The organism is Mycobacterium sp. 050128, assembly GCF_036409155.1.
Classification (GTDB): Bacteria; Actinomycetota; Actinomycetes; order Mycobacteriales; family Mycobacteriaceae; genus Mycobacterium.
Genome location: NZ_JAZGLW010000001.1, coordinates 2955298 through 2981117, shown reverse-complemented (window position 1 = coordinate 2981117; position 25820 = coordinate 2955298). Strand labels below are relative to the sequence as shown.

19 protein-coding genes are annotated in these 25820 nt (G+C 66.7%); 7 read left to right on the top strand and 12 right to left on the bottom strand.

Annotated elements, in window-relative coordinates; all coding sequences use genetic code 11:
* Positions 1–22: 22 nt before the first annotated feature.
* Positions 23–1162, bottom strand: coding sequence for an acyltransferase family protein (locus SKC41_RS14410; RefSeq protein ID WP_330978193.1), 1140 nt, complete (start codon positions 1160–1162; stop codon positions 23–25).
* On the bottom strand, positions 1159–2877 hold the full coding sequence (locus SKC41_RS14405; protein ID WP_330978192.1) for a DEAD/DEAH box helicase: 1719 nt from the start codon (positions 2875–2877) through the stop codon (positions 1159–1161). The genes SKC41_RS14410 and SKC41_RS14405 overlap by 4 nt, the downstream gene beginning before the upstream one ends.
* A gap of 109 nt (positions 2878–2986) precedes the next feature.
* Between SKC41_RS14405 and SKC41_RS14400 the strand changes: the two genes are divergently transcribed.
* Positions 2987–3571, top strand: coding sequence for an LppP/LprE family lipoprotein (locus SKC41_RS14400; RefSeq protein WP_442931686.1), 585 nt, complete (start codon positions 2987–2989; stop codon positions 3569–3571).
* 58 nt (positions 3572–3629) lie between these two features.
* Complete coding sequence (locus SKC41_RS14395; RefSeq protein WP_330978191.1) at positions 3630–7034, top strand: TM0106 family RecB-like putative nuclease; 3405 nt, start codon at positions 3630–3632, stop codon at positions 7032–7034.
* 16 nt (positions 7035–7050) lie between these two features.
* On the opposite strand, the gene SKC41_RS14390 is transcribed toward SKC41_RS14395, so the two are convergent.
* Complete coding sequence (locus tag SKC41_RS14390; protein ID WP_330978190.1) at positions 7051–9030, bottom strand: MFS transporter; 1980 nt, start codon at positions 9028–9030, stop codon at positions 7051–7053.
* 244 nt (positions 9031–9274) lie between these two features.
* Here SKC41_RS14390 and SKC41_RS14385 point away from each other — a divergent pair, with 244 nt between their 5' ends.
* The 4 genes from SKC41_RS14385 to SKC41_RS14370 all read left to right on the top strand — a co-directional run bounded on the left by SKC41_RS14385 (position 9275) and on the right by SKC41_RS14370 (position 15859).
* On the top strand, positions 9275–10063 hold the full coding sequence (locus SKC41_RS14385) for a hypothetical protein (RefSeq protein WP_330978189.1): 789 nt from the start codon (positions 9275–9277) through the stop codon (positions 10061–10063).
* Positions 10064–10253: 190 nt separating this feature from the next.
* The gene (locus SKC41_RS14380; protein WP_330978188.1) at positions 10254–14003 is read left to right on the top strand and encodes a multifunctional oxoglutarate decarboxylase/oxoglutarate dehydrogenase thiamine pyrophosphate-binding subunit/dihydrolipoyllysine-residue succinyltransferase subunit; all 3750 of its coding nucleotides are present in this window, start codon (positions 10254–10256) and stop codon (positions 14001–14003) included.
* A gap of 77 nt (positions 14004–14080) precedes the next feature.
* Positions 14081–14947, top strand: coding sequence for an SDR family NAD(P)-dependent oxidoreductase (locus SKC41_RS14375; protein WP_330978187.1), 867 nt, complete (start codon positions 14081–14083; stop codon positions 14945–14947).
* A gap of 78 nt (positions 14948–15025) precedes the next feature.
* Complete coding sequence (locus tag SKC41_RS14370) at positions 15026–15859, top strand: SDR family NAD(P)-dependent oxidoreductase (RefSeq protein ID WP_330978186.1); 834 nt, start codon at positions 15026–15028, stop codon at positions 15857–15859.
* Between the two features lie 4 nt (positions 15860–15863).
* On the opposite strand, the gene SKC41_RS14365 is transcribed toward SKC41_RS14370, so the two are convergent.
* Genes SKC41_RS14365 through SKC41_RS14355 form a run of 3 tightly spaced genes read right to left on the bottom strand, consistent with a single transcriptional unit; the run spans position 15864 to position 18949 of the window.
* Positions 15864–16742: a glycine betaine ABC transporter substrate-binding protein gene (locus SKC41_RS14365; RefSeq protein ID WP_330978185.1), complete on the bottom strand. Its 879-nt coding sequence runs from the start codon at positions 16740–16742 to the stop codon at positions 15864–15866.
* A 2-nt stretch (positions 16743–16744) separates the two neighbouring features.
* On the bottom strand, positions 16745–17935 hold the full coding sequence (locus SKC41_RS14360; protein ID WP_330978184.1) for an NAD(P)-dependent malic enzyme: 1191 nt from the start codon (positions 17933–17935) through the stop codon (positions 16745–16747).
* 24 nt (positions 17936–17959) lie between these two features.
* The gene (locus SKC41_RS14355; protein WP_090605374.1) at positions 17960–18949 is read right to left on the bottom strand and encodes a malate dehydrogenase; all 990 of its coding nucleotides are present in this window, start codon (positions 18947–18949) and stop codon (positions 17960–17962) included.
* A 216-nt stretch (positions 18950–19165) separates the two neighbouring features.
* Here SKC41_RS14355 and corA point away from each other — a divergent pair, with 216 nt between their 5' ends.
* The gene (gene corA / locus SKC41_RS14350; RefSeq protein WP_330978183.1) at positions 19166–20266 is read left to right on the top strand and encodes a magnesium/cobalt transporter CorA; all 1101 of its coding nucleotides are present in this window, start codon (positions 19166–19168) and stop codon (positions 20264–20266) included.
* Between the two features lies 1 nt (position 20267).
* Here corA and SKC41_RS14345 read toward each other — a convergent pair whose 3' ends face one another.
* The 6 genes from SKC41_RS14345 to SKC41_RS14320 are packed head-to-tail and all read right to left on the bottom strand — an operon-like array spanning position 20268 to position 25742.
* Complete coding sequence (locus SKC41_RS14345; RefSeq protein ID WP_330978182.1) at positions 20268–20873, bottom strand: suppressor of fused domain protein; 606 nt, start codon at positions 20871–20873, stop codon at positions 20268–20270.
* Positions 20870–22051 (bottom strand): ABC transporter ATP-binding protein, encoded by a 1182-nt coding sequence (locus tag SKC41_RS14340; RefSeq protein WP_330978181.1) that lies wholly within the window; start codon positions 22049–22051, stop codon positions 20870–20872. The genes SKC41_RS14345 and SKC41_RS14340 overlap by 4 nt, the downstream gene beginning before the upstream one ends.
* Before the next feature lie 4 nt (positions 22052–22055).
* On the bottom strand, positions 22056–22895 hold the full coding sequence (locus SKC41_RS14335; protein WP_442931614.1) for a carbohydrate ABC transporter permease: 840 nt from the start codon (positions 22893–22895) through the stop codon (positions 22056–22058).
* Positions 22885–23793, bottom strand: a complete 909-nt coding sequence (locus tag SKC41_RS14330; RefSeq protein WP_330978180.1) for a carbohydrate ABC transporter permease — start codon at positions 23791–23793, stop codon at positions 22885–22887. Before SKC41_RS14330 ends, SKC41_RS14335 begins: the two co-directional genes overlap by 11 nt.
* On the bottom strand, positions 23790–25196 hold the full coding sequence (locus SKC41_RS14325) for an extracellular solute-binding protein (RefSeq protein WP_330978179.1): 1407 nt from the start codon (positions 25194–25196) through the stop codon (positions 23790–23792). Before SKC41_RS14325 ends, SKC41_RS14330 begins: the two co-directional genes overlap by 4 nt.
* A gap of 18 nt (positions 25197–25214) precedes the next feature.
* A complete protein-coding gene (locus SKC41_RS14320; RefSeq protein ID WP_330978178.1) occupies positions 25215–25742 on the bottom strand; it encodes a general stress protein in 528 nt (175 codons plus the stop codon).
* Between the last annotated feature and the right edge of the window lie 78 nt (positions 25743–25820).

Below are 25820 nucleotides of genomic sequence, written 5' to 3'. Positions count from 1 at the left end.
GGTCAGGCCGCGCCCGGGGAAGTCAGCTGGGCACGCGGGTGAATCGGTGCAGCAGCCAGGCCAGCGGGATCGTCACCACCAGCGTCGCGACGAACAGGTACAGCATCGGCCCGGTGTAGACGTGGGCCCGGACGATGTAGACCATGGTGAATTCCATTGTGACCAGGTGAATCAGGAAGATCTCGTAGGAAATCTCACCGAGCCACACCATCGGCCGGCTGGCGAGTAAGCGCGAGTACAGTCCCTCGTCGCCCAGGGCCAGCGGTGCCACTGCGAGCGCGGCGATCACCGCGTAGAAGACGGTCTTGACCACCGCCTCCCACGCCGACGCCGGCGAGGTGGTGGGCGCACCCCCGATCGGCGTGGCCACGATGAAGTAGCAGATGACCGCCAGCGGTATCGCGGCGAACGCGAAGCACCGCACCCCCATCGCCTGCAACACCGTCAGCAACATGCCGCCCAGAAACCAGGCCAGGTAGGTGGGCAGCCAGAGCCGGGCGCCGTCGGGAAACCAGTGATCGACGTGTACCAGGGCCACCCAGGCCGGGCTGAGCGACGCCATCGCCAGCAAGGAGCCCACGAGCAGCCGCGGGCGCCAGGTTCGCCGGCAGATGACCACCAGCAGCAGGTACGCCAAGAACGGCAGCAGGACGTAGAAGGACGCCTCCACCGCCAGGCTCCACATTTGGGTCAGGCCCTGATGCAGGTACTTACCGAGGTAGCCGTCGGTGTAGATCTGCGTCAACGTCAGGTTGCGGACCAATCCGAGCCAGGAATGCCCGGGGTTCGGTCCGGCTTCGCGAAAGTGGTATAGCACATAGGCGATCAGCACCGTGACGACGTAGGCCGGCATGATGCGCCGAACCCGGTGCCGCGCATACCGACTCACCGAGGGTGGCGGCCCGCCGCTGACAGCCGACTTCACCCAGGGACGGAACAGCAGAAAGCCGGACAGCACGAAGAAGATCGGCACGCCGATCTCCATCCGGGCACCGACCAGTCCCCAATAGCCGTGCGTGTACTTGCCGGTGGTGTAGGCGGCGTGGGTGCCGACGACCAGGATCGCGGCGACCGCGCGGATACCGGTCAGGGAGGCGACCCGGTCGACGCGTGAGACCTGCTCGAGTCCGCCTTGGGTGTCCCGTTCGTCGGACAGGGTCATCCAGCGTCTTTTCTGCGCGGCTTGGGCCCACCGCGCCGGGGCTTGTCCGAGGACTTGCCGGACGAGCGGTCCGGCTTCAGGTCGATCAGCACACCCGAGATGCGGGTTTTTTCAAGCTTTTTCAACGTCGCATGGGAAAGCTTTGGCGGCAGCTCCACCAGCGAGAAGTCCGGTCCGATCGCGATGTGGCCGAAATCGCTGCGGTTCAGTCCGCCCTCGTTGGCGATAGCGCCGACGATGGCCCCCGGCCCGATCTTGTGACGCTTGCCCACGGCAATTCGATAGGTCGCGAAATCCCTTGTCTGCCTTGGCTTGTCCGTGCGATCCCGATGCTCGGTGTTGCGTTCGGGCCGCTCACGTCGCTGCGGCGGCGGTTCGGGCGACATCAGGAACGCCTCACCATCGCGCGACTGCAGGGCCAGCGCCGCGGCGATGTCGGCCATCGGGACGTCGTGCTCGCGCTCATAGTCCTCGACCAGCCTGCGGAACAACTCGATTCCCGAACCGCCGAGCGTATCGGTAATGGAATCGGCGAATTTCGCCACCCGCTGCGCGTTGACATCCTCGACGCTGGGCAATTCGACCTCGGTTAACGTTTGCCTGGTCGCCTTTTCGATCGCCTTGAGCATGTGGCGCTCGCGCGGGGAGACGAACAGCAGCGCGTTTCCCGAACGTCCGGCTCGGCCGGTGCGTCCGATCCGGTGGACGTAGGACTCGGTGTCGTGCGGGATGTCGTAGTTGAGCACATGAGAGATGCGCTCGACGTCGAGCCCGCGCGCGGCCACATCGGTGGCCACCAGAATGTCGATTCTTCCATCCTTGAGCGCGGCGATCGTCCGCTCGCGCTGCGCCTGAGCGATGTCGCCGTTGATGGCGGCCGCGGAAAACCCTCGGGCACGCAGCTTTTCGGCGACCTCCTCGGTGGCCTGCTTGGTGCGCACGAAGACGATCATCGCCTCGAACGGCTCGACTTCCAGCACTCGGGTCAGCGCGTCCATCTTGCGCGGTCCGGCCACCTGGATGTAGCGCTGCGAAATGTTTTCCGCGGTAGTGGTTTTCGATTTGGTCGTTACTTCCAGCGGATCGTGCAGGTACTTGCTGGTGAGCTTGCGGATGGCCGGCGGCATGGTCGCCGAAAACAGCGCCACCTGTTTGTATTCCGGAGTTTCGGAGAGGATGCGGTCGACCTCTTCGGCGAAGCCCATGGTGAGCATCTCGTCGGCCTCGTCGAGCACCAGGTAGTCCACGTGCGACAGGTCGAGCGTCCCACGCTCGAGGTGGTCGATGACCCGGCCCGGGGTGCCGACCACCACCTGTGCACCGCGTCTCAGACCGGACAGTTGCACGGTGTAGGACGACCCCCCGTAGATCGGCAGCACGTTGATCTGCTTCAAGTGGGCCCCGTACCGGCTGAATGCCTCGGCGACCTGCAACGCCAGCTCGCGAGTGGGCGCCAGCACCAGGGCCTGAGTCGCCTTGTTGTTGACGTCGATCTTGGACAGGATCGGGATCGCGAACGCCGCCGTCTTGCCGGTGCCGGTCTGCGCCAGCCCGACGACGTCGGAGCCCGCCAGCAGGGCCGGGATCGTCGCCGCCTGAATCGCGGTCGGCGATTCGTAACCGACGTCGGCGATGGCCCGCATGACCGAGGGGTGAATCTGCAGGTCGGCAAAGGTAGTAGCGGCCGGTTCAGGCGAGCCGTCGGGGACTGTCATCGTGCAAGAAGTTTAGTGGTCGAAGCGAAACAGAGCGCGACTGGCGTGGCGGTGTTCATCGAGCGACCGCGGCATGCCTGTCACACCGGGGTACGCGGTGCCGGTACGGTTGCGCGATGTGTGGTGCCTACCGTGCCGTGTCCAGCCACTGACCATCGGCGTCCTGCTCGCCGCGATGTTGACCGGCTGCGGTTCTGGAGATTCGACAGTCGCCAAGACACCGCAAGCCACCACGGCGACCGCGTCCATCACCGCACCCGCCACGCCCAAACCGACCGAAATCGTGTCGCCCGGTTCTAGCGCGCCGGCCGACCCGTGCGCGGTCAATCTGGCCTCGCCCACGATCGCGAAAGTGGTCTCCGACTTGCCCCGCGATCCACGCAGCCAACAGGCCTGGAACCCGGAGCCATTGGCCGGTAACTACAACCAGTGCGCCCAGCTTTCCGCGGTGATCATCAAGGCCAATACCAACGCCGTCAATGCGACGACCCGGGCGGTGCTGTTTCACCTCGGCCAGTTCATCCCGCAGGGAGTGCCGGACACCTACGGGTTCAACGGCATCGACGCGGCGCAAACCACCGGCGACACGGTGGCATTGACCTACCCCAGCGGTATCAGCGGCCTGAACACCAACGTTCGATTCCATTGGAACGGCAACACCGTCGAGCTGATCGGCAACGTCCCCGCGCACTGACCCGGCACACCTTCGCAGAACCGCCGCGCTGTCGGCCGCCTCACCTACAGTGGCTGCTGTGTTCGTCACCGACGACAGCATCGTGTACAGCGCCTCAGACCTGGCCGCGGCCGCCCGATGCGAGTACGCGCTGCTCCGGAATTTCGACGCGAAGCTGGGCTGGGGTCCCCCTGTCGACGTCGAGGACGAACTGCTGGCTCGCACCGCGGCCCTCGGTGACGACCACGAGCGACGCGAACTCGACCGGCTGCGCACGGAGTTCGCGGACGGCGTCGCGGTCATCGGCCGTCCGGCCCACACGCTGGCCGGTCTGACCGCCGCCGCCGAGGCGACCCGGCGCGCGATCGCCAACCACGCTCCGGTGGTGTACCAGGCCGCGATGTTCGACGGCCGCTTCGTAGGGTTCGCCGACTTCCTGGTTGCCGACGCTGCGCAGTATCGGCTCATCGACACCAAGCTGGCTCGCTCACCCAAGGTCACCGCGTTGCTCCAGCTGGCGGCCTACGCCGACGCGCTGACCGGGATGGGCGTGTCGGTCGCGGACGAGGCCGAGCTGCGGCTGGGCGACGGCTCGGTCGTGCGGTATCGAGTCTGCGATCTGATCCCCGTCTTTCGATCCCAGCGCGCACTGTTGCAGCGATTGCTCGACGAGCACCACACCGCCGGAGCCCCGGTGCGCTGGGAAGACGAGGGCGTGCGGGCATGTTTTCGCTGTCCGATGTGCGCCGAGCAGGTGCAAGCACGCGACGATCTGCTGCTGGTGGCGGGCATGCGAGTCAGCCAACGGGACAAGCTGATTGACGCCGGCATCAACACGGTCGCCGACTTGGCCCAACACCGCGGTCCGGTGCCCGACCTGTCGCCCAGCGCGGTGACCAAGCTGACCACCCAGGCAAAACTGCAAGTACGGCAACGCGATACCGGCGTTGCGCAGTTCGACGTCGTCGATCCGAAGCCGCTGACGCTGTTGCCGGAGCCCGACCCCGGCGATCTGTTCTTCGACTTCGAGGGCGATCCGCTGTGGACCGCCGACGGCCACGACTGGGGCCTGGAGTACCTGTTCGGTGTCTTGGACGCCGCGGGGAAATTCAGTCCGCTGTGGGCGCATAACCGGCTCGAGGAGCGCAAGGCCCTGGTCGATTTTCTGGCGATGGTGAAAAAACGCCGCAAGCGCCGCCCCAACATGCACATCTACCACTACGCGCCGTACGAGAAGACCGCCTTGTTGCGGCTTGCCGGACGCTACGGCGTCGGCGAGGACGAGGTCGACGACCTGTTGCGCAGCGGGACGTTGGTCGACCTTTATCCGTTGGTGCGCAAGAGTATTCAGTCCGGTGCCGAGTCGTTCAGCCTCAAAGCCCTGGAGCCCTTGTACATGGGGACACAGCTGCGCTCGGGGGAGGTCACCACGGCCGCCGATTCGATCACCTCCTACGCCAAGTCCTGCGAACTGCGCGACAACGGCCGCGCCGACGAAGCCGAAACCGTGCTCAAAGAGATCGAGGACTACAACCACTACGACTGCCGGTCGACGCAGGAACTGCGCAACTGGCTGTTGGTGCGCGCTTGGGAATCCGGCGTCACACCGGTTGGCGCCCAACCGGTTTCCGGTGGCGACACCGTCGACGACCATGATCAGCTGGCGACCGCATTGTCGGCGTTCACCGGGGACGCCGCCGTCGGCGACCGCACCCCGGAGCAGATCGCCGTCGCGTTGGTGAGCGCGGCGCGCGGCTACCACCGCCGTGAGGACAAACCGTTCTGGTGGGCGCATTTCGACCGGCTGAACTTCCCGGTCGACGAATGGGCGGACAATACCGACGTGTTCGTCGCCGACGAGGCGTCCGTCAGTGTGGACTGGCACACGCCGCCGCGGGCCCGCAAGCCGCAGCGACGGGTGGCGCTGCGCGGTGAACTCGCCCGCGGTGACCTGATGAGGGACGTCTTCGCGCTCTACGAGGCGCCGGCGCCGCCGAGCATGAGCGACAATCCGGACCGGCGGGCGGCCGGACGGGCCACCGTCGTCGAGGTCGACGATCCGGCGGTACCCACCGAAGTCGTCATCCTGGAACGAATAGGCAGTGACGGCACCGCCTTTCAGCAACTCCCCTTTGCGCTGACGCCCGGGCCGCCGCTTCCCACGACGGCGCTGCGCGAGTCGATCGAAGCCACCGCCGTCGCGATAGCCGCCGGGCTGCCGCAACTACCCGGCACCGCGATGATCGATGTGCTGTTGCGCCGCGCACCCCGCACGAGAAGCGGCGCCGCGCTGCCGCGCAGCACCGACACCATCGCCGACATCACCGCGGCAGCGCTGGATCTCGAGTCGTCGTACCTGGCGGTTCATGGCCCACCGGGGACCGGAAAGACCTACACCGGCGCCCAGGTGATCGCCCGCTTGGTCACCGAACACGGCTGGCGCGTCGGTGTGGTCGCACAATCGCACGCCACGGTGGAGAACCTGCTCGACGCCGTGATCGATGCCGGGCTGGAGCCGAGCCGGGTCGCGAAGAAAAAGTACGACCACCACTCGCCGCGCTGGCAGCAGATCGACGGCAGCGAGTACGCCGCATTCATCTCGGCCAGCACCGGATGCGTGATCGGCGGTACGGCTTGGGATTTCGCCAACGCGAATCGGGTGTTGCCGGGCAGCCTGGATCTGCTCGTCATCGACGAGGCGGGCCAGTTCTGCCTGGCCAACACGATCGCCGTGGCGCCGGCGGCGAGCAACCTGCTGCTGCTCGGGGACCCGCAGCAGCTGCCGCAGGTCAGTCAGGGCACTCATCCCGAACCCGTCGACACCTCGGCCCTCGATTGGCTCGTCGACGGTCACCGCACGTTGCCAGACGAGCGCGGCTACTTCCTGGACCTCTCCTACCGGATGCATCCGGCGGTCTGCGCCGCGGTCTCCGAGCTGTCGTATGAAGGCAGACTGCATTCGGTCACCGAGCGCACCGCCGCCCGCAGCCTCGACGGCTGTCAGCCCGGCGTACGCGTGCTTTCCGTTCGCCACCAAGGTAATTCAATCGAAAGCCCCGAGGAAGCCGACACGATCGTCGCTGAGATCCGGCGGCTGCTCGGATCGCCGTGGACCGACGAGCACGGCACCCGGGGATTGGCCGCCTCGGATGTGCTGGTGCTGGCGCCCTACAACGCTCAGGTGTCACTGGTGCGCCAGCGGTTGACGTCCGCGGGTCTGGACGCGGTGCGGGTCGGAACCGTCGACAAGTTCCAGGGCGGGCAGGCGCCGGTGGTCTTCATCTCGATGACGGCATCGTCGGTCGACGAAGTTCCACGCGGAATCTCGTTCCTGCTCAACAGGAATCGGCTCAATGTCGCGGTCAGCCGCGCGCAGTACACGGCGGTGATCGTGCGTTCTGAGCTGCTGACCGAGTACCTGCCCACCACTCCGGCCGGCCTGCTGGAGTTGGGCGGCTTCTTGGCGCTGACGGCGAACGCCTGAGGACGCCCGGTCGGGCCTACCCGCCCGGGGAAGGCCGGCCGCGGCCGGTGGGGTCGTCGTCCGGGCCGTAGCGCTGGCCTCGCGCCGCCCGCGTGGAGCCGTTCACCCGGCGACCCGGCGACGGCGCGCTGCGATCGCTGCGGGTGGCCGGACCGTGCCAGTGCGGCGGCAGCTCGACGATAGGCCGAAAACGCTTTTCGCGGTCAGCACGAGAGCCGTTGTGCGCGAAACCAATCGGTTCTGGTCGCGACGGCGGGTCGTCACGACGTCGGCGGCGCGATTCGACCGGGTCACTGTGCCGTTCCCCGGCCGGTGCGATCGCCGCGCCGGGCGCAGGCGCGCTGGGCGTCGGCTCTTCGCTCTGCTCGCGGCGCAGGATGACTTCGACATAGTCGTCATCGTCATCGTCATCGCGACCGTCATCGTCGGACGGCGCACCACCGATGCCCGCGCGGGACATCATCGAGGACGCGAAGCCGACCAGGAACAGCGCCGCGCAGATCCCGAACAGCGAGATGAACGCGGGCAAAAGCACCGACTGCGACATCGCGGCCGAGAACGGCTCGCGCACGAACTCGGGCAATTGCAGCGGAATAGCACCGGCCCCCGCGTCTTGATCGGACACGTCGGGCGGCATCTCGGCATCGATCCGCCATGTCATGAACGCGGCCATCGCGGCGCTGCCAAGCACCGCCCCGAGCTGGCGGACGGAGTTGTACACAGCGGATCCGGTGCCGGCCAGCTCCGGCGCCAGATTGCGGGTGGCGGTGGCCGTCAGCGGCGACCACACAAACGCCATCCCGACACCAACTGCGGTGAACGGCAACGCCAGCCGCCAGATCGGCGTGTCCGGGGCCATCTCGAACGACAGCCAGGTCAGCGCGATCGCCAGCACCGAAAAGCCGAAACCGAGCACGGGCCGCGGGTGGTATCGATCGACGATCCGGCCGACGAACGGCGCGAGCACACCGTTGGCGATCGCCATCGGCGCGATCAGCAGGGCCGAACGCGTCGGCGACAACCCGCACACCGTCTGCGAATAGAAGGTCACCGGCAACATCAACGCCGTCGCGGCGAACGAGGTGATGCCCACCCCGACGCTGCACAGGCTGAAATCACGGTCGGCGAACACGTCCAGCGGGATCAGCGGCTCCCGGGTGTTCACCGACTGCCAGTAGACGAACGCCGACACGAACCCGACGCCGGCCACGATCGTCGCCCAGATCCACGGCTGCCAATGGGCGGACTGGCCCTGTTGCAGACCGAACACGATCAGGAACATGCCCACCCCGGACAAGCCGACGCCGACCAGGTCGAACCGGTGCGCCTGGGTGGGCAGATCCGGAACCAGCCATACCGCCAGCGCCACCCCCGCGATGCCGATCGGGACGTTGACGAAGAAGATCCAAGCCCAGCCCAGCCCGTCCACCAGCACACCACCGGCCAACGGACCGACCAGGCTGGCGACGCCGGCGGTGGCGCCCCAGACGCTGACCGCCACCCCGCGCCGCTGCGGCGGGAAGATCCGGGTGATCGTCGACAAGGTCTGCGGGGTGAGCACCCCGGCGCCGATCCCCTGCACGACCCGCGCGGCGATCAGCATGCCGGCGCTGCCGGCCAGCCCGCACCACATCGAGGCGGCGGTGAACACCACCAGACCGATCAGGTACAGGTTCTTCGTACCAAACCGGTCACCAAGGCGACCGGCCACCAGCAACACCACCGCATACCCGAGCAGGTAGGCGCTCGTCACCCAGACCACGGCGTCGTACCCGATGTGCAAGTCGGCCATGATGGTCGGGTTGGCGATCGCGACGATGGTCGAGTCGACCATGATCATGAAGAACCCGATCATCATCGCCCAGAGTGCGTGCCACGGGTTTCCGCTCCTCAGCGGGCCCGATGGGGGCAGGAACTTCCGGTCGGTGGCCATATCGGCACGACTCGGCCCCGCGCGCCGGGTTTCCCCGGACGACCCGGACGTGGCCGTAGTCATGCACTCACCTCGCTTCAGCGCCCGACGGCCGGCTTACCGCCGTGAGCAGGTGTGATACCGCCCGCACGCAACGATTCCCCCAGCCGCAGCCGGCAAACGGCTCGAGCTGTGTCCAGCCTGCATTATTCCGCGACGGGCGACCGGCCGCCGTCCGCGGTCGGATTGACGCGCACGCAATGCGGCTGGCCCCGCGTTCAGCAAACTCGCGTTAGCCTGAAGGGACGCCATTGGCAGGAGAGGCACTATGAGCGCGCGACGCAATAGGTCAGGGCTTTGGTCCCTGAAACGGTCCGAGGAACCACCTGAGAACGTGCCGTCCGGACGGTCCGGTCGCCCTAGGGCTTCTACGCGCGCATTGGCGCAGGTCATCGAGCGTAGTTCGCGGATCCAGGGCCCGGCCGCGGAGGCCCTGGTGGCCCGGCTGCGACGGGCACACCCCGGCGCGAGCCCCGCCGAGATCGTCACCAAGCTGGAGAACCGCTACCTGGCCGCCTTGATGGCCAGCGGCGCGGCGGTCGGTTCGGCGGCGACCTTTCCCGGGATCGGGACGTTGGCGGCGCTGTCGGCGGGTGCCGGCGAAACCGTTTTCTTCCTCGAAGCGACCGCGATCTTCGTGCTGTCGACCGCACAGGTCTACGGCATCCCCGCCGATCACTACGAGCGGCGTCGCGCGCTGGTGCTGGCCGTCCTGGCCGGCGACGACAGCAAGCGCGCCATCGGCGAGCTGATCGGTCCGGCGCGCACCAACGGCGGGTGGCTGGCCGAGGGCATGGCCTCGCTGCCGCTGTCGAGTTTGGGGCGGCTCAACGCTCGAATGCTCAAATACTTCGTGAAGCGGTACGCGCTGCGACGCGGCGCCTTGATGTTCGGAAAGATGCTGCCCGTCGGCATCGGCGCCGCGATCGGTGGCGCCGGCAATCGGATCGTGGGCAAGAAGATCGTCAGCAATGCCCGCCAGGCGTTCGGCGCCCCGCCGGCCCGCTGGCCGAATCCCTTGCACGTATTGCCGACGGCGCGCGAGGTGAGCCAGTAGCCGTCCGGGCCCCGGTTCGGTGGTCTCGCTGGCGAATCACCGGCGAAGGGTTAGCCTTTATGGGGCGGAAACATAGTAGTCCGCCGCGGGTGTGAGGTACCTCGTCAACCAAAGGTGCGCAGAATCGCAGGCGCCGGGCAATAGCGCTTAGTGAGCCTGCAAGACATAAGAATTGAGGCGAACAGCGGCCGTGAGCAACAGCAGTTCACCATTCGGGCAAAACGAATGGCTGGTCGAGGAGATGTACCGCAAGTTCCGCGACGACCCCTCTTCAGTGGATCCAAGCTGGCACGAGTTCCTGGTGGACTACAACCCGGAGTCCCCCGCCGCAGCCGCCCAGGACGCGCCGAGCCCCGCTGACGCGCAGCCCGCCGCGACACCCAAGCCGGTTGCCGTTGCCGAGCCGCCGGCCGCCGCCGCTCAGCCCGCCGCCACCGCGGCTCAACCCGCCGCGACCGCTGCTCAGCCCGCCGCCACCGCTTCGACCGGCAACGGCGCCGCGACCCCGGCGCCCGCCCCGCCTGCTCCCAGGCCCGCCCCGCCCCCGCCGGCCGAGGGCGACGAGGTGCAGGTGCTGCGCGGCGCCGCCGCGGCCGTCGTCAAGAACATGTCCGCATCGCTGGACGTGCCCACGGCGACCAGCGTCCGCGCCGTCCCGGCGAAGCTGATGATCGACAACCGGATCGTCATCAACAACCAACTCAAGCGCACTCGCGGCGGCAAGATCTCCTTCACCCACCTGCTGGGCTACGCGCTGGTGCAGGCCGTCAAGAAGTTCCCCAATATGAACCGGCACTACGCCGAGGTCGACGGTAAGCCCAACGCGGTCACCCCCGCGCACACCAACCTCGGTCTGGCCATCGACCTGCAGGGCAAGGACGGCAAGCGTTCGCTCGTGGTGGCCGGCATCAGGGGCTGCGAAACCATGCGCTTCGCAGAGTTCGTCTCCGCCTACGAAGACATCGTGCGTCGCGCCCGCGACGGCAAGCTGACCGCCGAAGATTTTGCCGGAGTGACGATTTCGCTGACCAACCCGGGCACCATCGGCACCGTGCACTCGGTGCCGCGACTGATGGCGGGCCAGGGCGCGATCATCGGTGTGGGCGCGATGGAATACCCCGCCGAATTCCAGGGCGCCAGCGAGGAGCGCATCGCCGAACTCGGTATCGGCAAGCTGATCACCCTCACCTCAACCTACGACCACCGCATCATCCAGGGTGCGGAATCGGGTGACTTCCTGCGCACCATCCACGAGATGCTGCTCTCAGATGTGTTCTGGGACGACATCTTCCGTGAGCTGGGCAACCCGTACCTACCGGTGCGATGGAGCACCGACAACCCGGATTCGATCGTCGACAAGAACGCCCGGGTGATGGAATTGATTGCGGCCTACCGCAATCGCGGGCATCTGATGGCCGACATCGACCCACTGCGGTTGGACACCGGCCGATTCCGCAGCCACCCCGATCTGGAGATCCTCAATCACGGCCTGACACTGTGGGATCTCGACCGGGTGTTCAAGGTCAACGGCTTCGCCGGTTGCGAGTACAAGAAGCTGCGCGACGTGCTGGGCCTGCTGCGCGATGCCTACTGCCGCCACATCGGCGTGGAATACACCCACATCCTCGAGCCCGAGCAGCAGAAGTGGCTGGAAGAGCGGATCGAGACCAAGCACGTCAAACCGACGGTGGCCGAACAGAAATACATTCTCAGTAAGCTCAACGCCGCCGAGGCGTTCGAGACCTTTCTGCAGACCAAATACGTTGGGCAGAAACGGTTCTCGCTGGAAGGCGCCGAGAGCCAGATCCCGCTGATGGACGCGGTGCTCGACCAGTGCGCCGAGCACGGCCTGGACGAAGTGGCCATCGCGATGCCCCACCGCGGCCGCCTCAACGTGCTGGCCAATATCGTGGGCAAGCCCTACTCGCAGATCTTTTCCGAGTTCGAGGGTAACTTGAACCCGTCGCAGGCGCACGGATCCGGCGACGTCAAGTACCACCTCGGCGCCACCGGCGTCTACCTACAGATGTTCGGCGACAACGACATTCAGGTATCGCTGACGGCTAACCCGTCACACCTGGAAGCCGTCGACCCGGTGCTGGAGGGATTGGTCCGGGCCAAGCAGGACCTGCTGGACAAGGGTGACAGCGAGGACGGTTTCTCGGTGATGCCGCTGATGCTGCACGGAGACGCCGCGTTCGCCGGCCAGGGCGTGGTCGCCGAGACGCTGAACCTGGCACTGCTGCCCGGCTACCGGGTCGGCGGCACCATCCACGTGATCGTCAACAACCAGATCGGCTTCACCACCGCGCCGGAGTTCTCCAGGTCCAGCGAGTACTGCACCGACGTGGCGAAAATGATTGGCGCGCCGATCTTCCACGTCAACGGCGACGACCCGGAAGCGTGCGTGTGGGTGGCGCGGCTGGCCGTCGACTTCCGCCAGAAGTTCCGCAAGGACGTCGTCATCGACATGCTGTGCTACCGCCGCCGCGGGCACAACGAGGGCGATGACCCGTCGATGACCAACCCGTACATGTACGACGTCGTCGACACCAAGCGCGGGGCCCGCAAGAGCTACACCGAAGCCCTGATCGGCCGCGGCGATATCTCGATGAAGGAAGCCGAGGACGCCCTGCGCGACTACCAGGGCCAGCTGGAGCAGGTCTTCAACGAGGTCCGCGAGGTGGAAAAGACCGGCGTGCAACCGAGCGAATCGGTGGAGGCCGACCAGCTGGTGCCCGCCGGCCTGGCCACCGCGGTGGACAAATCGCTGCTGGCCCGCATCGGTGACGCGTTTTTGGCCGTGCCGGAGGGATTCACCGTGCACCCGCGCGTGCGACCGGTGCTGGAGAAGCGCCGCGAGATGGCCTACGAGGGCAAGATCGACTGGGCCTTCGGCGAGCTACTTGCGCTGGGATCCCTTGTCGCCGAGGGCAAGCTGATCCGGCTGTCCGGTCAGGACACCCGTCGCGGCACCTTCTCCCAGCGGCATTCGGTGATCATCGATCGACACAACTGCGCGGAGTTCACCCCGCTGCAACTGCTGGCGACCAATAAGGATGGCACCCCGACCGGCGGCAAGTTCCTGGTCTACGACTCCCCGCTGTCCGAGTACGCCGCGGTGGGTTTCGAATACGGCTACACCGTGGGCAACCCGGACGCGCTGGTGTTGTGGGAGGGGCAGTTCGGCGACTTCGTCAACGGCGCGCAGTCGATCATCGACGAGTTCATCAGTTCCGGTGAGGCCAAGTGGGGCCAGTTGTCCAACGTGGTGTTGCTGCTGCCGCACGGCCATGAGGGGCAAGGCCCCGACCACACCTCCGGCCGCATCGAGCGCTTCCTGCAGCTGTGGGCCGAGGGTTCGATGACGATCGCGATGCCGTCGACGCCGTCGAACTACTTCCACCTGCTGCGCCGGCACGCACTGGACGGAATTCAGCGCCCGCTGATCGTCTTCACCCCGAAGTCGATGCTGCGCAACAAGGCGGCCGTCAGCGACATCCGGGACTTCACCGAGATCAAGTTCCGCTCGGTGCTCGAGGAACCCACCTACGAAGAGGGGATCGGCGATCGCAGCAAGGTCCGTCGGATCCTGCTGACCAGCGGCAAGCTCTACTACGAGCTGGCGGCACGCAAGGCCAAGGACAACCGCGACGACATCGCGATAGTGCGGATCGAGCAGCTCGCGCCGCTTCCGAAGCGGCGGCTGGGCCACACGCTGGACCGCTACCCCGACGCCAGCGAGTACTTCTGGGTGCAGGAAGAGCCGGCCAACCAGGGTGCATGGCCGCGGTTCGGCCTGGAGCTGCCCGAGCTACTGCCGGACAAACTCACCGGGATCAAGCGCATCTCGCGCCGGGCGATGTCGGCGCCGTCCTCGGGATCGTCCAAGGTGCACGCGGTCGAGCAACAGGAGATACTCGACACCGCTTTCGGCTGAGAATCCTCAGTCTCCGACTGCACCTGCGCAGACACCGGTTAACCTGACGCATGGGGCGGACTTGGGAAAGGGTGTACATGCAGAAGTTCGCCGGCAAGGTCGCCGTCGTGACCGGGGCGGGTTCGGGCATCGGTCAGGCGCTGGCCGTCGAGCTCGGCCGCGCGGGTGCGAGCCTTGCGATCAGTGACGTCAACACCGACGGACTGGCGCAGACCGAAGAACAGCTGAAGGCGATCGGCGCGCCGGTCAAGGCCGACCGGCTCGACGTCACCGAGCGTGAGGCCTTCCTGGCCTACGCCGACGAGGTCAAGGACCACTTCGGCAAGGTCAACCAGATCTACAACAACGCCGGGCTCACCCACATCGGCACCCTCGAGGTCACCGACTTCAAGGACATCGAACGGGTGATGGACGTCGACTTCTGGGGTGTCGTCAACGGCACCAAAGCCTTTCTCCCCCATGTGATCGCGTCCGGGGACGGCCACGTCATCAACATCTCCAGCGTGCTCGGGGTGATGGCGCTGCCCGGTCAGGTCGCCTACGTCTCGGCCAAGTTCGCCGTGCGCGGCTTCACCGAGGCGCTGCGCCAGGAGATGGCGGTGGCCGGCCACCCGGTCGGGGTGACCGTGGTACACCCGGGCGGCGTCAAGACCTCGTTCGGCACCAACGCCGTCGTCGCCGAGGGCATGGGCATCGACCACGACGAGATGCTGGAAAACTTCGATCAGCAGGTGGCCAAGACCACGCCGCAGCAGGCCGCTCAAGCCATCATGGCCGCGGTGGGCAAGAACAAGGCCCGGGTGCTGATCGGCACCGATGCGAAATCCGCGGACCTGCTGGTGCGCGTGGCCGGTACGCGATACCACGAACTGCTGTTCGGTGGGCCTGGCCCGCTGGGCCGGCTGACTACCTTCGGGCGCCGGCTGCTGGCGCGCAAGAGCTGACAATCAACGACCCGTTGTTACCCGGGACCGCTGGTACCGGTAATCTCGGGGCAATTGTGGACACGAGGGAGGGTGCACATGCAGGGCTTCGCCGGCAAGGTCGCGGTGGTCACGGGCGCGGGATCGGGTATCGGTCAGGCGCTGGCCGTCGAGCTCGCCCGCTCGGGCGCCAGCCTGGCGATCAGTGACGTCAACACCGAAGGACTGGCGCAGACCGAAGAACAGCTGAAGGCGATCGGCGCCCCGGTCAAGACCGACCGGCTCGACGTGACCGAACGCGAGGCCTTCCTGGCCTACGCCGACGCGATCAACGAACACTTCGGCAAGGTCAACCAGATCTACAACAACGCCGGCATCGCTTTCACCGGCGACATCGAGGTCAGCCAGTTCAAGGACATCGAACGGGTGATGGACGTCGACTTCTGGGGAGTTGTCAACGGCACCAAGGCTTTTCTGCCTCACCTGATCGCGTCCGGGGACGGCCACGTGGTCAACATCTCCAGCGTGTTCGGGCTGTTCTCGGTGCCCAGCCAGGCCGCCTACAACGCGGCTAAGTTCGCGGTGCGGGGCTTCACCGAGGCGCTGCGCCAGGAGATGTGGGTGGCCGGGCATCCGGTGAAGGTGACCACGGTGCACCCGGGCGGCATCAAGACCGGGATCGCGCGCAACGCCACCGCCGCCGAAGGAATCGACGCGGCCGCCCTGGCCAAGGTATTCGACAAGCGGATGGCCAGCACCAGCCCGGAGCAAGCCGCGAAGATCATCCTGGAGGGCGTTCGCAAGAACAAGCCCCGGGTACTGGTCGGCACGGACGCCAAGGTGCTCGATGCCCTGGTGCGGCTGACCGGCCCCGGATATCAGCGGCTGTTCGGGCCCGTCACGCACCGGTTCCTGCCGAGCGGCAAGCGGTAGATCCTCAGCGCCCCAACGGGTGTTCGGCGAGCCAGCCGCCGGCGACCGCCAACGCATCGGCACCGCCGGCGACTTGGCGGCGCATGTCGGCCAGCGCCGCGGTGTCGAGCACGCCCGCCACTTCGTTGATCGCCAGCACCTGCCGATCGGTCAGCGCATTGCGGCGGTACAACGGCACCACGTTCTCCGCCCGGATCAGCGCCGGTTTGCCGTCGGCCAGTGGCACCAAATCGCCCGGAATGGCGGGGTCGGCGGTGGTGGACCACCCCGCGGTCAGCTGCCCGGCCAGGATCGCCGCGAACATCGTTGTGCCATCCGGAAATTCACGAGGAGCGGGCAGCCGGCAGCTGCCGATCGCCGACGGCGCCTGATGGCCGGCCACGATCCCGATAACCAGCCCGTCGCAGTGCTTGAGCAGCGCGGAAAGATCCGCGCTGCGGTCCTGCCCACCCCAGGCCTTGGCGGTCGGTTGGGTCACCAGCAGCACGGGTTTGTCCTCGGCGGCGGTGGTGTAGTCGCCCGCGGCGATGCCCTCGGGCAGCGCCGACACCATTGCGCGGTAGACCTGCGCGTCGGAGGTCGCGATGGCCCCGGGCTGCAGGATCTGCAGCGTCTGACCGGTGAAGACGGGCGTGACGGTGAAGGCGCCGGAGTCCAGTCGCGCCATCGGATCGTCGGCGGTCTGGACTTCCGCGGCGAAACCGTAGGACCGCAGTGCCGCGAGGTAAACGCCGGCCAGCAGCCTCGACGTCGGATCGTTGCGGGAACCGACCACCAGAGCGGACGCATCGCGGTGATCGCCGGGACCAGCCGAACAGCCGGCGCAGAGCGAGGCGGCCAGCACGGCGGCCATCAGCAGCGCCGCGAGCTTGCCGATTCTCACGCCTAGGAGTCTGCCGCCCGCGCCACGGCTTGCGCCACCGCCTCGCCGACACCCGGGTCCAGCGGGCTCGGCACGATCCGGTCGGGCGAGAGGTCGTCGCTCACGACGGAGAAGATCGCCTCGGCCGCGGCCACCATCATCTTTTCGGTGATCCGCCGCGCCCCGGCGTCCAGCGCGCCGCGGAAAACCCCGGGGAACGCCAGCACGTTGTTGATCTGGTTCGGAAAGTCGCTGCGGCCGGTGGCCACCACGGCGGCGTACTTGGCTGCGATGTCGGGATGGATCTCCGGGTCGGGATTCGACAGCGCGAACACGACGCAATCGGACGCCATCGTGGCGATGAGCTCCTCGGGCACCACACCGGCCGACACCCCCAGAAACACGTCGGCTTCCTTGAGCGCTTCCACCATCCCGCCGGCCAGACCGCGGGGATTACTGCTGCGCGCCAGGTCGGTCTTCACGACGTTCATGTCGTCGCGGCCGGTGTGCAGGATGCCGCGCGAGTCGAGCACGGTGATGTCCGAAACGCCCATGGCCAGAAGGAGTTTCGAGCAGGCGATGCCCGCTGCCCCGGCACCCGAGACCACCACCCGCATCGAGCCCATGTCGCGGCCGAGCGACTTGGCGGCGCCCATCAGCGCGGCCAGCACGACGATCGCGGTGCCGTGCTGGTCGTCGTGCATGACCGGACAGTCCAGCGCCTCGATGGCCCGTCGTTCGATCTCGAAGCAGCGCGGCGCCGAGATGTCCTCGAGGTTGACCGCACCGAACGTCGGCCGCAGCCGCACCAGGGTTTCGACGATCTCGTCGGGATCCTTGGTGTCCAGCACGATCGGGATCGCGTCCAGACCGGCGAACTGCTTGAACAGCGCGCTCTTGCCCTCCATCACGGGCAGCGCCGCCGCCGGTCCGATGTCGCCGAGACCGAGAACCGCGCTGCCGTCGCTGACGACGGCCACCAGCCGGTTCGCCCACGTGTAGCGATCGGCCAGGGTGTGGTCGGCGGCGATGGCCCTACTCACCTGGGCGACGCCCGGCGTGTAGGCGATCGACAGGGCGCGCTGCGTGTCCAGCGGGGCCTTCATCTCGACCGAAAGCTTGCCACCTACGTGGGCGTCGAAGATCTCGTCGTCCCCGATGGCGATCTGTGACGGCACGATTTCGGACACGCGCTCAGGGTACTGACTACCCATTAGTAGCCCTAATCGAATGGGTAGTCAGATCAGCTTCAGCTCGGTGACCGCCGCGCGCTCGTCGACCAGCTCGGCGGTGGTCTTGTCGATGCGGCCGCGGGAGAACTCGTCGATCTCCAGCCCCTGCACGATGGACCAGTTGCCGTCCTTGGTGGTTACCGGGAACGACGACACGATGCCCTCGGGCACGCCGTAGGAGCCGTCGGAGAAGACCGCCATCGACACCCAGTCACCGTCCGGGCTGCCCAGCAGCCAGGAGCGGGCGGCGTCCACGGTGGCCGAGGCGGCCGACGCGGCCGAGGAGGCGCCGCGCGCGTCGATGATCGCCGCACCACGCTTGGCGACCGTCGGGATGAAGTCGTTCTCGATCCAGTTCTGGTCGCCGACGACCTCGGCGGCGTTCTTCCCGCCGACCTCGGCGTGGAAGATGTCCGGGTACTGGGTGGCCGAGTGGTTGCCCCAGATGGTCACCTTCTTGATGTCGGTGACCGCGGCACCGGTCTTCTTGGCCAGCTGCGAGATCGCCCGGTTGTGGTCGAGGCGGGTCAGCGCGGAGAACCGCTCCTTGGGAATGTCGGGGGCGTTGCTGAGCGCGATCAGCGCGTTGGTATTGGCCGGGTTACCGGTCACGCCGATGCGGATGTCGTCGGCGGCAACCGAGTTCAGCGCCTTGCCCTGCGCGGTGAAGATCGCGCCGTTGGCTTCCAGCAGGTCGCTGCGCTCCATGCCCGGGCCGCGCGGCCGCGCGCCGACCAGCAGCGCCAGGTTCACGCCGTCGAAGATCTTGTTGGCGTCCGCGCCGATCTCGACGCCGGACAGCAACGGGAACGCGCAGTCGTCGAGTTCCATCACGACGCCCTCGAGTGCCTTGAGCGCGGGCTCGATCTCGAGCAGCCGCAGTTCGATCGGGCGGTCGGGCCCCAGCAGGGAGCCGCTGGCCAGGCGGAACAACAGGCTGTAGCCGATCTGGCCGGCGGCACCGGTGACGGCGACCTTCAGAGGAGTTGCGCTCACGTCGTTGGCTCCTTATGGAGAAAGTTCGGTCGTTTGGCTTCGGGTCGAAACTAGCGCACCCTTGCTTGCCGGAAATCTCCGGTCCGACGCCACGGAGAATTCGCCGCGGCCCGTCGGGCAACCGATCCCGCGGCGTGCCTTGTCATTCGGTGTTTTACCAGGACGCGTAGCATGGAGCACCGCTCTGCCAGACCTGTGCTGCGTTAGGAGGTTGAGGTGTTCGAGGGTTTCGACGCATTGCCGGAAGCGCTTCGCACGATCGCGCACGAGCCGCGTCCGGAACCCGAGGCTCCACCTAGCCCGGCGCGCGATGCCCTGGTCGACTGCGCGGTCTACGTCGGAGGGCACCGGCTGCCCGGCAAGTTCACCTACACGGCCGCCTGCAGCAAGGTGCACCAGATCGAGATGCTGGGACATGAGGCATTCGTCTGGGTTGGCTTGTACGAGCCGGACGAGACCCAGATGAAGGAAGTGGCCGACGTTTTCGGGTTGCACGCTCTGGCCGTCGAAGACGCGGTCTGCGCCCACCAGCGGCCCAAGCTGGAACGCTACGACGACACACTGGTGCTGGTGCTCAAGACGGTCCAGTACGTTCCGCACGAGTCGGTGGCGCTGGCACGCGAGATCGTGCAAAGCGGCGAGGTGATGGTCTTCGTCGGCAAGGATTTCGTGGTCACGGTCCGCCACGGCGAACACAGCGGACTGGCCGACGTGCGCAAGGCAATGGAAGCCGACGGCGAACAGCTGCGGCTGGGCCCGTTCGCGGTGATGCACGCGATCGCCGACCACGTCGTGGATCACTATCTCGAGGTGACCCGATTGATGGAAGGCGACATCGACAGCATCGAGGAGGTGGCGTTCGCCCCCGGCCGCAAGCTCGACATCGAACCGATCTACATGCTCAAGCGTGAGGTCGTCGAGCTTCGCCGTTGCGTCAACCCACTGTCCGCGGCGTTCCACCGAATCCAGGTGGAGAACAAGGACCTGATCTCCAAAGAGGTGCGGCGCTATCTGCGCGACGTCGGTGATCACCACTCCGAGGCCGCCGACCAGATCGCCAGCTACGACGACATGCTCAACTCGCTGGTGCAGGCCGCGCTGGCCCGGGTCGGCATGCAGCAGAACAACGACATGCGCAAGATGGCGGCCTGGGCCGGTATTTTGGCGGTGCCCACCATGGTCGCCGCCATCTACGGCATGAACTTCCACTTCATGCCCGAGCTCGACTGGACGTATGGCTACCCGGGGATCATGGCGTTGATGACGTTGGCCTGCCTGGTCCTGTACTTCCAATTCCGGCGTAACAACTGGCTTTAGCTCAATTTGGTTGTGCCGCACGCCGATTCGGATCCAGCACGTCGACACCGTCGCTCTGCCACGCCTGCCGCATGGCCTCGGCGCCCTTGAGCCGCACCCACGCCGCCTCGGTCGCGGTGATCGGCGTCGCCGCGAGAAACGTCACCGGGTCGCGCGGCGGCTCCAGCGGTAGATCCGCAATGTCGCTGCGGCCCAACAGAACAGCCGTGAAGGGAACCCGCCGCGACGGCAACGCCCACAGCGGCGAACCGAGATCGATCAGCGCATCGGCGACGAGCACCACGCCGTCGACGGCCGGCGAGGCCGCCAGTAACGCCAGGCTGCGGGCAATTCCAGTGGCCGGCCCCGGATCTCGCAGACAGAGCACGATCTCGGCGCGCGGGCCGCGCTGCGGGTCGACAACGATTTCGGTGGGATCGCCCATCGGGTGACGCGAGCATCCCAGCGACACGTACTGCACCAAGCCGTCTTTCGCGCGGAACCGCAGCACTTCGGTCGGCTCGGCACCCAGAAACGTCACGCTCGCCGAATCGGGCTCACCCCACTGCCCCGCCTTGGCGAAGTGGTCGCGCAGGTGAGCCCGTACCTGGTCCAGGATCTGGGTCACGTGCTGGGCACGGTCAGGTTCGCACCGGAATCGGCGTCGAACACGGCGAGTTTCGCGGTGTCGAAGGCCAATTCGATCGACTGGCCGATGACGGCCTTAGACTCGGCGGGAACCCTTGCCACGAACTGGTTTTCGACGACCTTGGACTCGGCGGCCAGCTCGTCGAGCTGCACCGAATGCACGTCGCATCCGGTGGTGGTGAAGTACACGTACTTGTCGGCCCCCAGCGATTCGACCAGATCGACCTTCACCTCGAAGGTCATCGCCGTGATGCGCTGGTAGCCGTCGATCAACGCGGCGTCCAGCAGGTGCTCGGGCCGCACCCCGACGATGACGCCGCCAGGTTTGGGGTCCGGTTTCGGGTGCCGGGCAATCACATCCTGGACTTCCGGAGCCAGCATCACGTCACCGAAGGGCAGGGTCAGCCCGGACGACGTCAGCGTGGCGGGGAAGAAGTTCATCGGCGGCGAGCCGATGAAGCCCGCGACGAACAGATTCGCGGGGCGCTCGTAGAGCTCCCCGGGCGTGCCGACCTGCTGGGCGACCCCGCCGTGCATCACCACCACGCGATCTCCCAACGTCATCGCCTCGGTCTGGTCGTGGGTGACGTAGACGGTGGTGGTGCCCAGCCGGCGCTGCAGCCGGGCGATCTCGCCGCGCATCTGCACCCGCAGCTTGGCGTCGAGGTTGGACAACGGCTCGTCCATCAAGAAGGCCTTCGGCTGGCGCACGATGGCTCGGCCCATCGCGACGCGCTGCCGTTGCCCACCCGACAACTGGGAGGGCTTGCGATCCAGAAGTTCGCTCAGGTCAAGGGTTTTCGCTGTTTCCTCGACCTTCTGCGCGATGTCGGCCTTCTTCATCTTCGCCAGGGTCAGCGGGAAGGCGATGTTTTGGCGAACCGTCATGTGCGGATACAGCGCATAGGACTGGAACACCATCGCGATGTCGCGGTCCTTCGGCGCCTTCTCGTTGACGCGTTCGCCGCCGATGCGCAGCTCGCCCGACGAGATATCCTCAAGACCGGCAATCATATTCAACGTGGTGGTTTTTCCACAGCCCGACGGCCCGACCAGGATCAGGAACTCGCCGTCGGCGATGGTGAGGTTCAGGTCGACCACCGCGGTGTGCCCATCGGGGTAACTCTTGTTGACGTGCTCCAGCACAATCTCGGCCATCGCGTTATCCCTTCACGGCGCCTGAGGTCAACCCGGCGACAATCCGTCGTTGGAAGATTAGAACAAACACGATGATCGGCACCGTAATCACGATGGCACCGGCCGCGATTGATCCGGTTGGTTCCTCGAATTGGGAGCTGCCGGGAAAGTTCGCGATCGCCACCGGCGCGGTGATCGCCGCCTTGGTGGCGGTCAGCGACAGCGCCAGCAGCAGGTCGTTCCAGGCGAAGATGAACACCAGAATCGCGGCGGTGACCAGCCCGGGCGCGGCCAGCGGGACGATGATCTTGCGGAAGGTCTGCCCCGGCGTGGCACCGTCCATCTTGGCCGCCTTCTCCAGATCCCAGGGGATCTCGCGGAAGAAGGCCGACAAGGTGTAGATGGAAAGCGGTAACGCGAAGGTGATGTAGGGCAGAATCAGCCCGGGCCAGGTGTCGAAAAGCCCCGTCCAGCGTTCGATTTCGAACAGCGGCGTGACCAACGAGATGGCCGGGAACATCGTGATCAGCAAGGTGGAGCCGACCAGCAGCCGCTTGCCGGGAAAGTTCAGCCGGGCGATCGCGTAGGCCGCCATCGCACCCAGCAGTACCGCGATCGCGGTCGCGATCAACGCGATTCCGATCGAGTTGATCAGCGCCGAGATGAAGACGTCGCCGCGAAAGATTCCGCGATAGTTTTCCAGCGTCACCGACGACGGGATCAGCTTGCCGTCCCGCACAGTTGACGTCGGCTTCAGGGACAGGCTGAGAATCCAGAGCACCGGCACCAGCGCGTACACCACGACCACCGTATTGATCACGACCCACATCGCGGTGCGCCGCGCTCGCGCCGACTCAGCGCCCATCGACCTCACCACCCGGGGCTGATGCGAGTTGGTGGGCGCCGAACACCTTGATGAAGATCAGCGCGATGACGCCCACACAGAAGAAGATCAGCACGCTGATCGCCGAGCCGAGGCCGACGTCGAAACCCTCAAACAGGTTGTCGTAGCCCAGGATCGACACCGAACCGGTGTTGTTGTTGCCCTCGGTCAGCACATAGATGTTGTCGAAAATACGAAAGGCGTCCAGGGTCCGGAACAGCAGCGCGACCACCACCGCCGGCTTGATGATCGGCAGCATGATCCTGGTCAGCCGCAGCCAGGCGCCGGCGCCGTCGACCTGCCCGGCCTTCACCAAATCCTCTGGCACCAGCGCCAGCCCGGCCAGCAGCAGCAGCGACATGAACGGCGTCGTCTTCCAGACCTCGGCGATCACGACGATGCCCAGCGACGGGATCTGCTGGGTCAGCGGCGCGCTGCCATGCGGCAGCAGGTCGGCCAGATAGCCGGTGCCCGGCGTCCAGGCGTAGTACCAGCTGTAGGCCGCGACCACGGTCACGATGCCGTACGGCACCAGCACCGCGGTGCGAACCACACCCCTGCCGATCAGGGTGTGATGCATCACCAAGGCAAGCGCCAGGCCGAGCACGAACTCGAGCGACACCGACACCACCGTGATGGCCAGCGTCACCGCCAGCGCCGTCCACCAATACCGGTCGGTCAGGATCGTCTGGTAATTGCCCAATCCGATGAACCTGGTGTCGTTCGGGGTGGCCAGATTGTTGTGCTGCAGGCTCAGCCAGACCGCGTAACCGATCGGATAGGCCGTCACCGCCAGCATCAGCGTCGCCGCGGGCGCAACGAGGATGAAGGCCAATCGCTGCTCGGGCGGGCGATTCCAGAGTCGGGGCACACCTTTCACGGCAACAGCCCCTTACCGTCGATCGCCTTGCGTACCTGGATGGCGAGCTCGTCGGCGGTGCGCTCCGGGTCGATCTCGGTGATCGGGCTCAGCGCCGCCGCCAGCCGAATGGACACCGCTTGGTAGGCCGGCGTCGCGGGTCGCACCGCGGCGTCGGTCAACTGCTGGCGAATGATTGTGTACATCGGGTATTTGGCCTGGAATTGCGGGTCGGTGTACACCGATGTCCGCACCGCCGGCAGGCCGCCGCCGATCGAGATGTACTTCTGGTTCTGCAGGTTGCGCAGGCACCGGATGGCCTCGAAGGCCTCGGCCTTGTGCCGGGTGGTGCTGGCCACCGCCAGGTTCAGCCCGCCGATCGTCACCTTGGCCGGCCGGCCCGGCGCCACGCCGGGGTAGGGCGCGAAGCCGAACACCTTTTGGCTGGCCCGATACGCGATCTGGAATTGCTCATCGTTGGGCACGAAAGTGCCGAACTGGTTGATGCTGCCGGCCAGCGCGGGATCCCGGTTGAGCGGAAGGAAGTTCACGCCACCCTTGACCGCGTTCTCCAGCATCGACGCCATGACGTAGGGCCAGTTGACTTCCAGCGCGGTGTTGCCCTGTTCGAGCGCCAGCCGCGCCGTGCTTGAGTCGGTGCGGTTGATCGACGGGTCGGCTCCCGGCGCGGTGCTCACCGCCTTGAGGATGCGCAGGGCGCCGACGGTGGCGGCCCGGTGTTCCGCAGTGTCGGTCAGGGTGACGTGCCGGCCGTCGTCGGAGAGTACCTGACCGCCGCCGCTGACCAGCAGCGTGTTGAACCACACCACCAGGCCCTCGTCCTGGTGGGCCTGCACGGCGATCCAGCTGGGCAACCCGGCGGCGTGCAATCGGGTCGCCTCGGCGACCATGCCGTTCCAATCCTGCGGTGGTTGATGCACCAAATCTGTTCTGTACCACAATAATTGGGTGTTCGTCGTGATGGGCGCGGCGTACAGCTTGTGTTTCCAGCCAGCCGTCGCGAGCGGGCCCGGCAACGTGTCTTCGGTCGCGTCGGCCTCGGCCCGACCGGCCGGGTCGTCGGACAGCGGCAGCACCCAGCCCGCTTCGGCGAACTCCGCGGTCCAAATCACGTCCAGCGACATCACGTCCATCGTGCGGTCATGACCGGCCAGCCGACGGGCGTATTGCAACCGTTGCGCGCCAGGGGCTCTGGGGAGACTGATGTGCGAGACGGTGTACCGGCCGCCGGCCTCCTGGCTGCAGCGCCGCGCGACTTCGTCAAACGTCGCGCCGTCGGCGGCCGGGGTGTAGAAGGTGACCACCAGGCCGCCGTGGCCGGACCCGCAGGCGGGCAGCACCGACACGGTCAGTATCGCCAGCACGATTGCGCTTAATCGGCGCACCCGCCCGTGGCGACTCACCCGCAAGTTATCCGACCGTCAAATCGCCAGTCGCGCAAGCAAATCCCGGGCCCGCTCGGCATTCTGCGGATCGCAGAGTACGTCGTAGCGGCCGGCAACCAATTGCATCGTCGAGCTGAAATCCCGCGTGCCACGGGCCATTGAGTACGGAACAGCGGAAGTGATCAAACCGAAGAACACCCCGGCAACCAAGCCGGTCGCCAGCGCGCCCCACGGGTTGGGGCTGAAGAAGCCGAGCACCAACCCGATGAACAGCCCGAGCCAGGCCCCGCTGAGCACACCACCACCGAGCACCTTGGGCCACGAAAGGCGGCCGGTGACCCGCTCGACCTGCATCAGGTCGACGCCGACGATGGTCACCTGCTGCACCGGGAACTGCTGCTCGGACAGGTAGTCGACGGCGCGCTGCGCTTCGGCATAGGTGGGATAGGAGCCCACCGGCCAGCCCTTGGGCGGAGTCGGCAACTGCGGCACACTGCGCCGGCCCGCGGCCGCGCCAGTGGGCGTTGCACCAGGGACTTGGCCAGGCTGGAAAGGACTAGTCATTGCAGCTCATTCTCCTACGCCGGGGCCGTAGTTTCACCTCGGCCCTCACACCCTATCGAGGCAGCCTGCAAGCTAGGT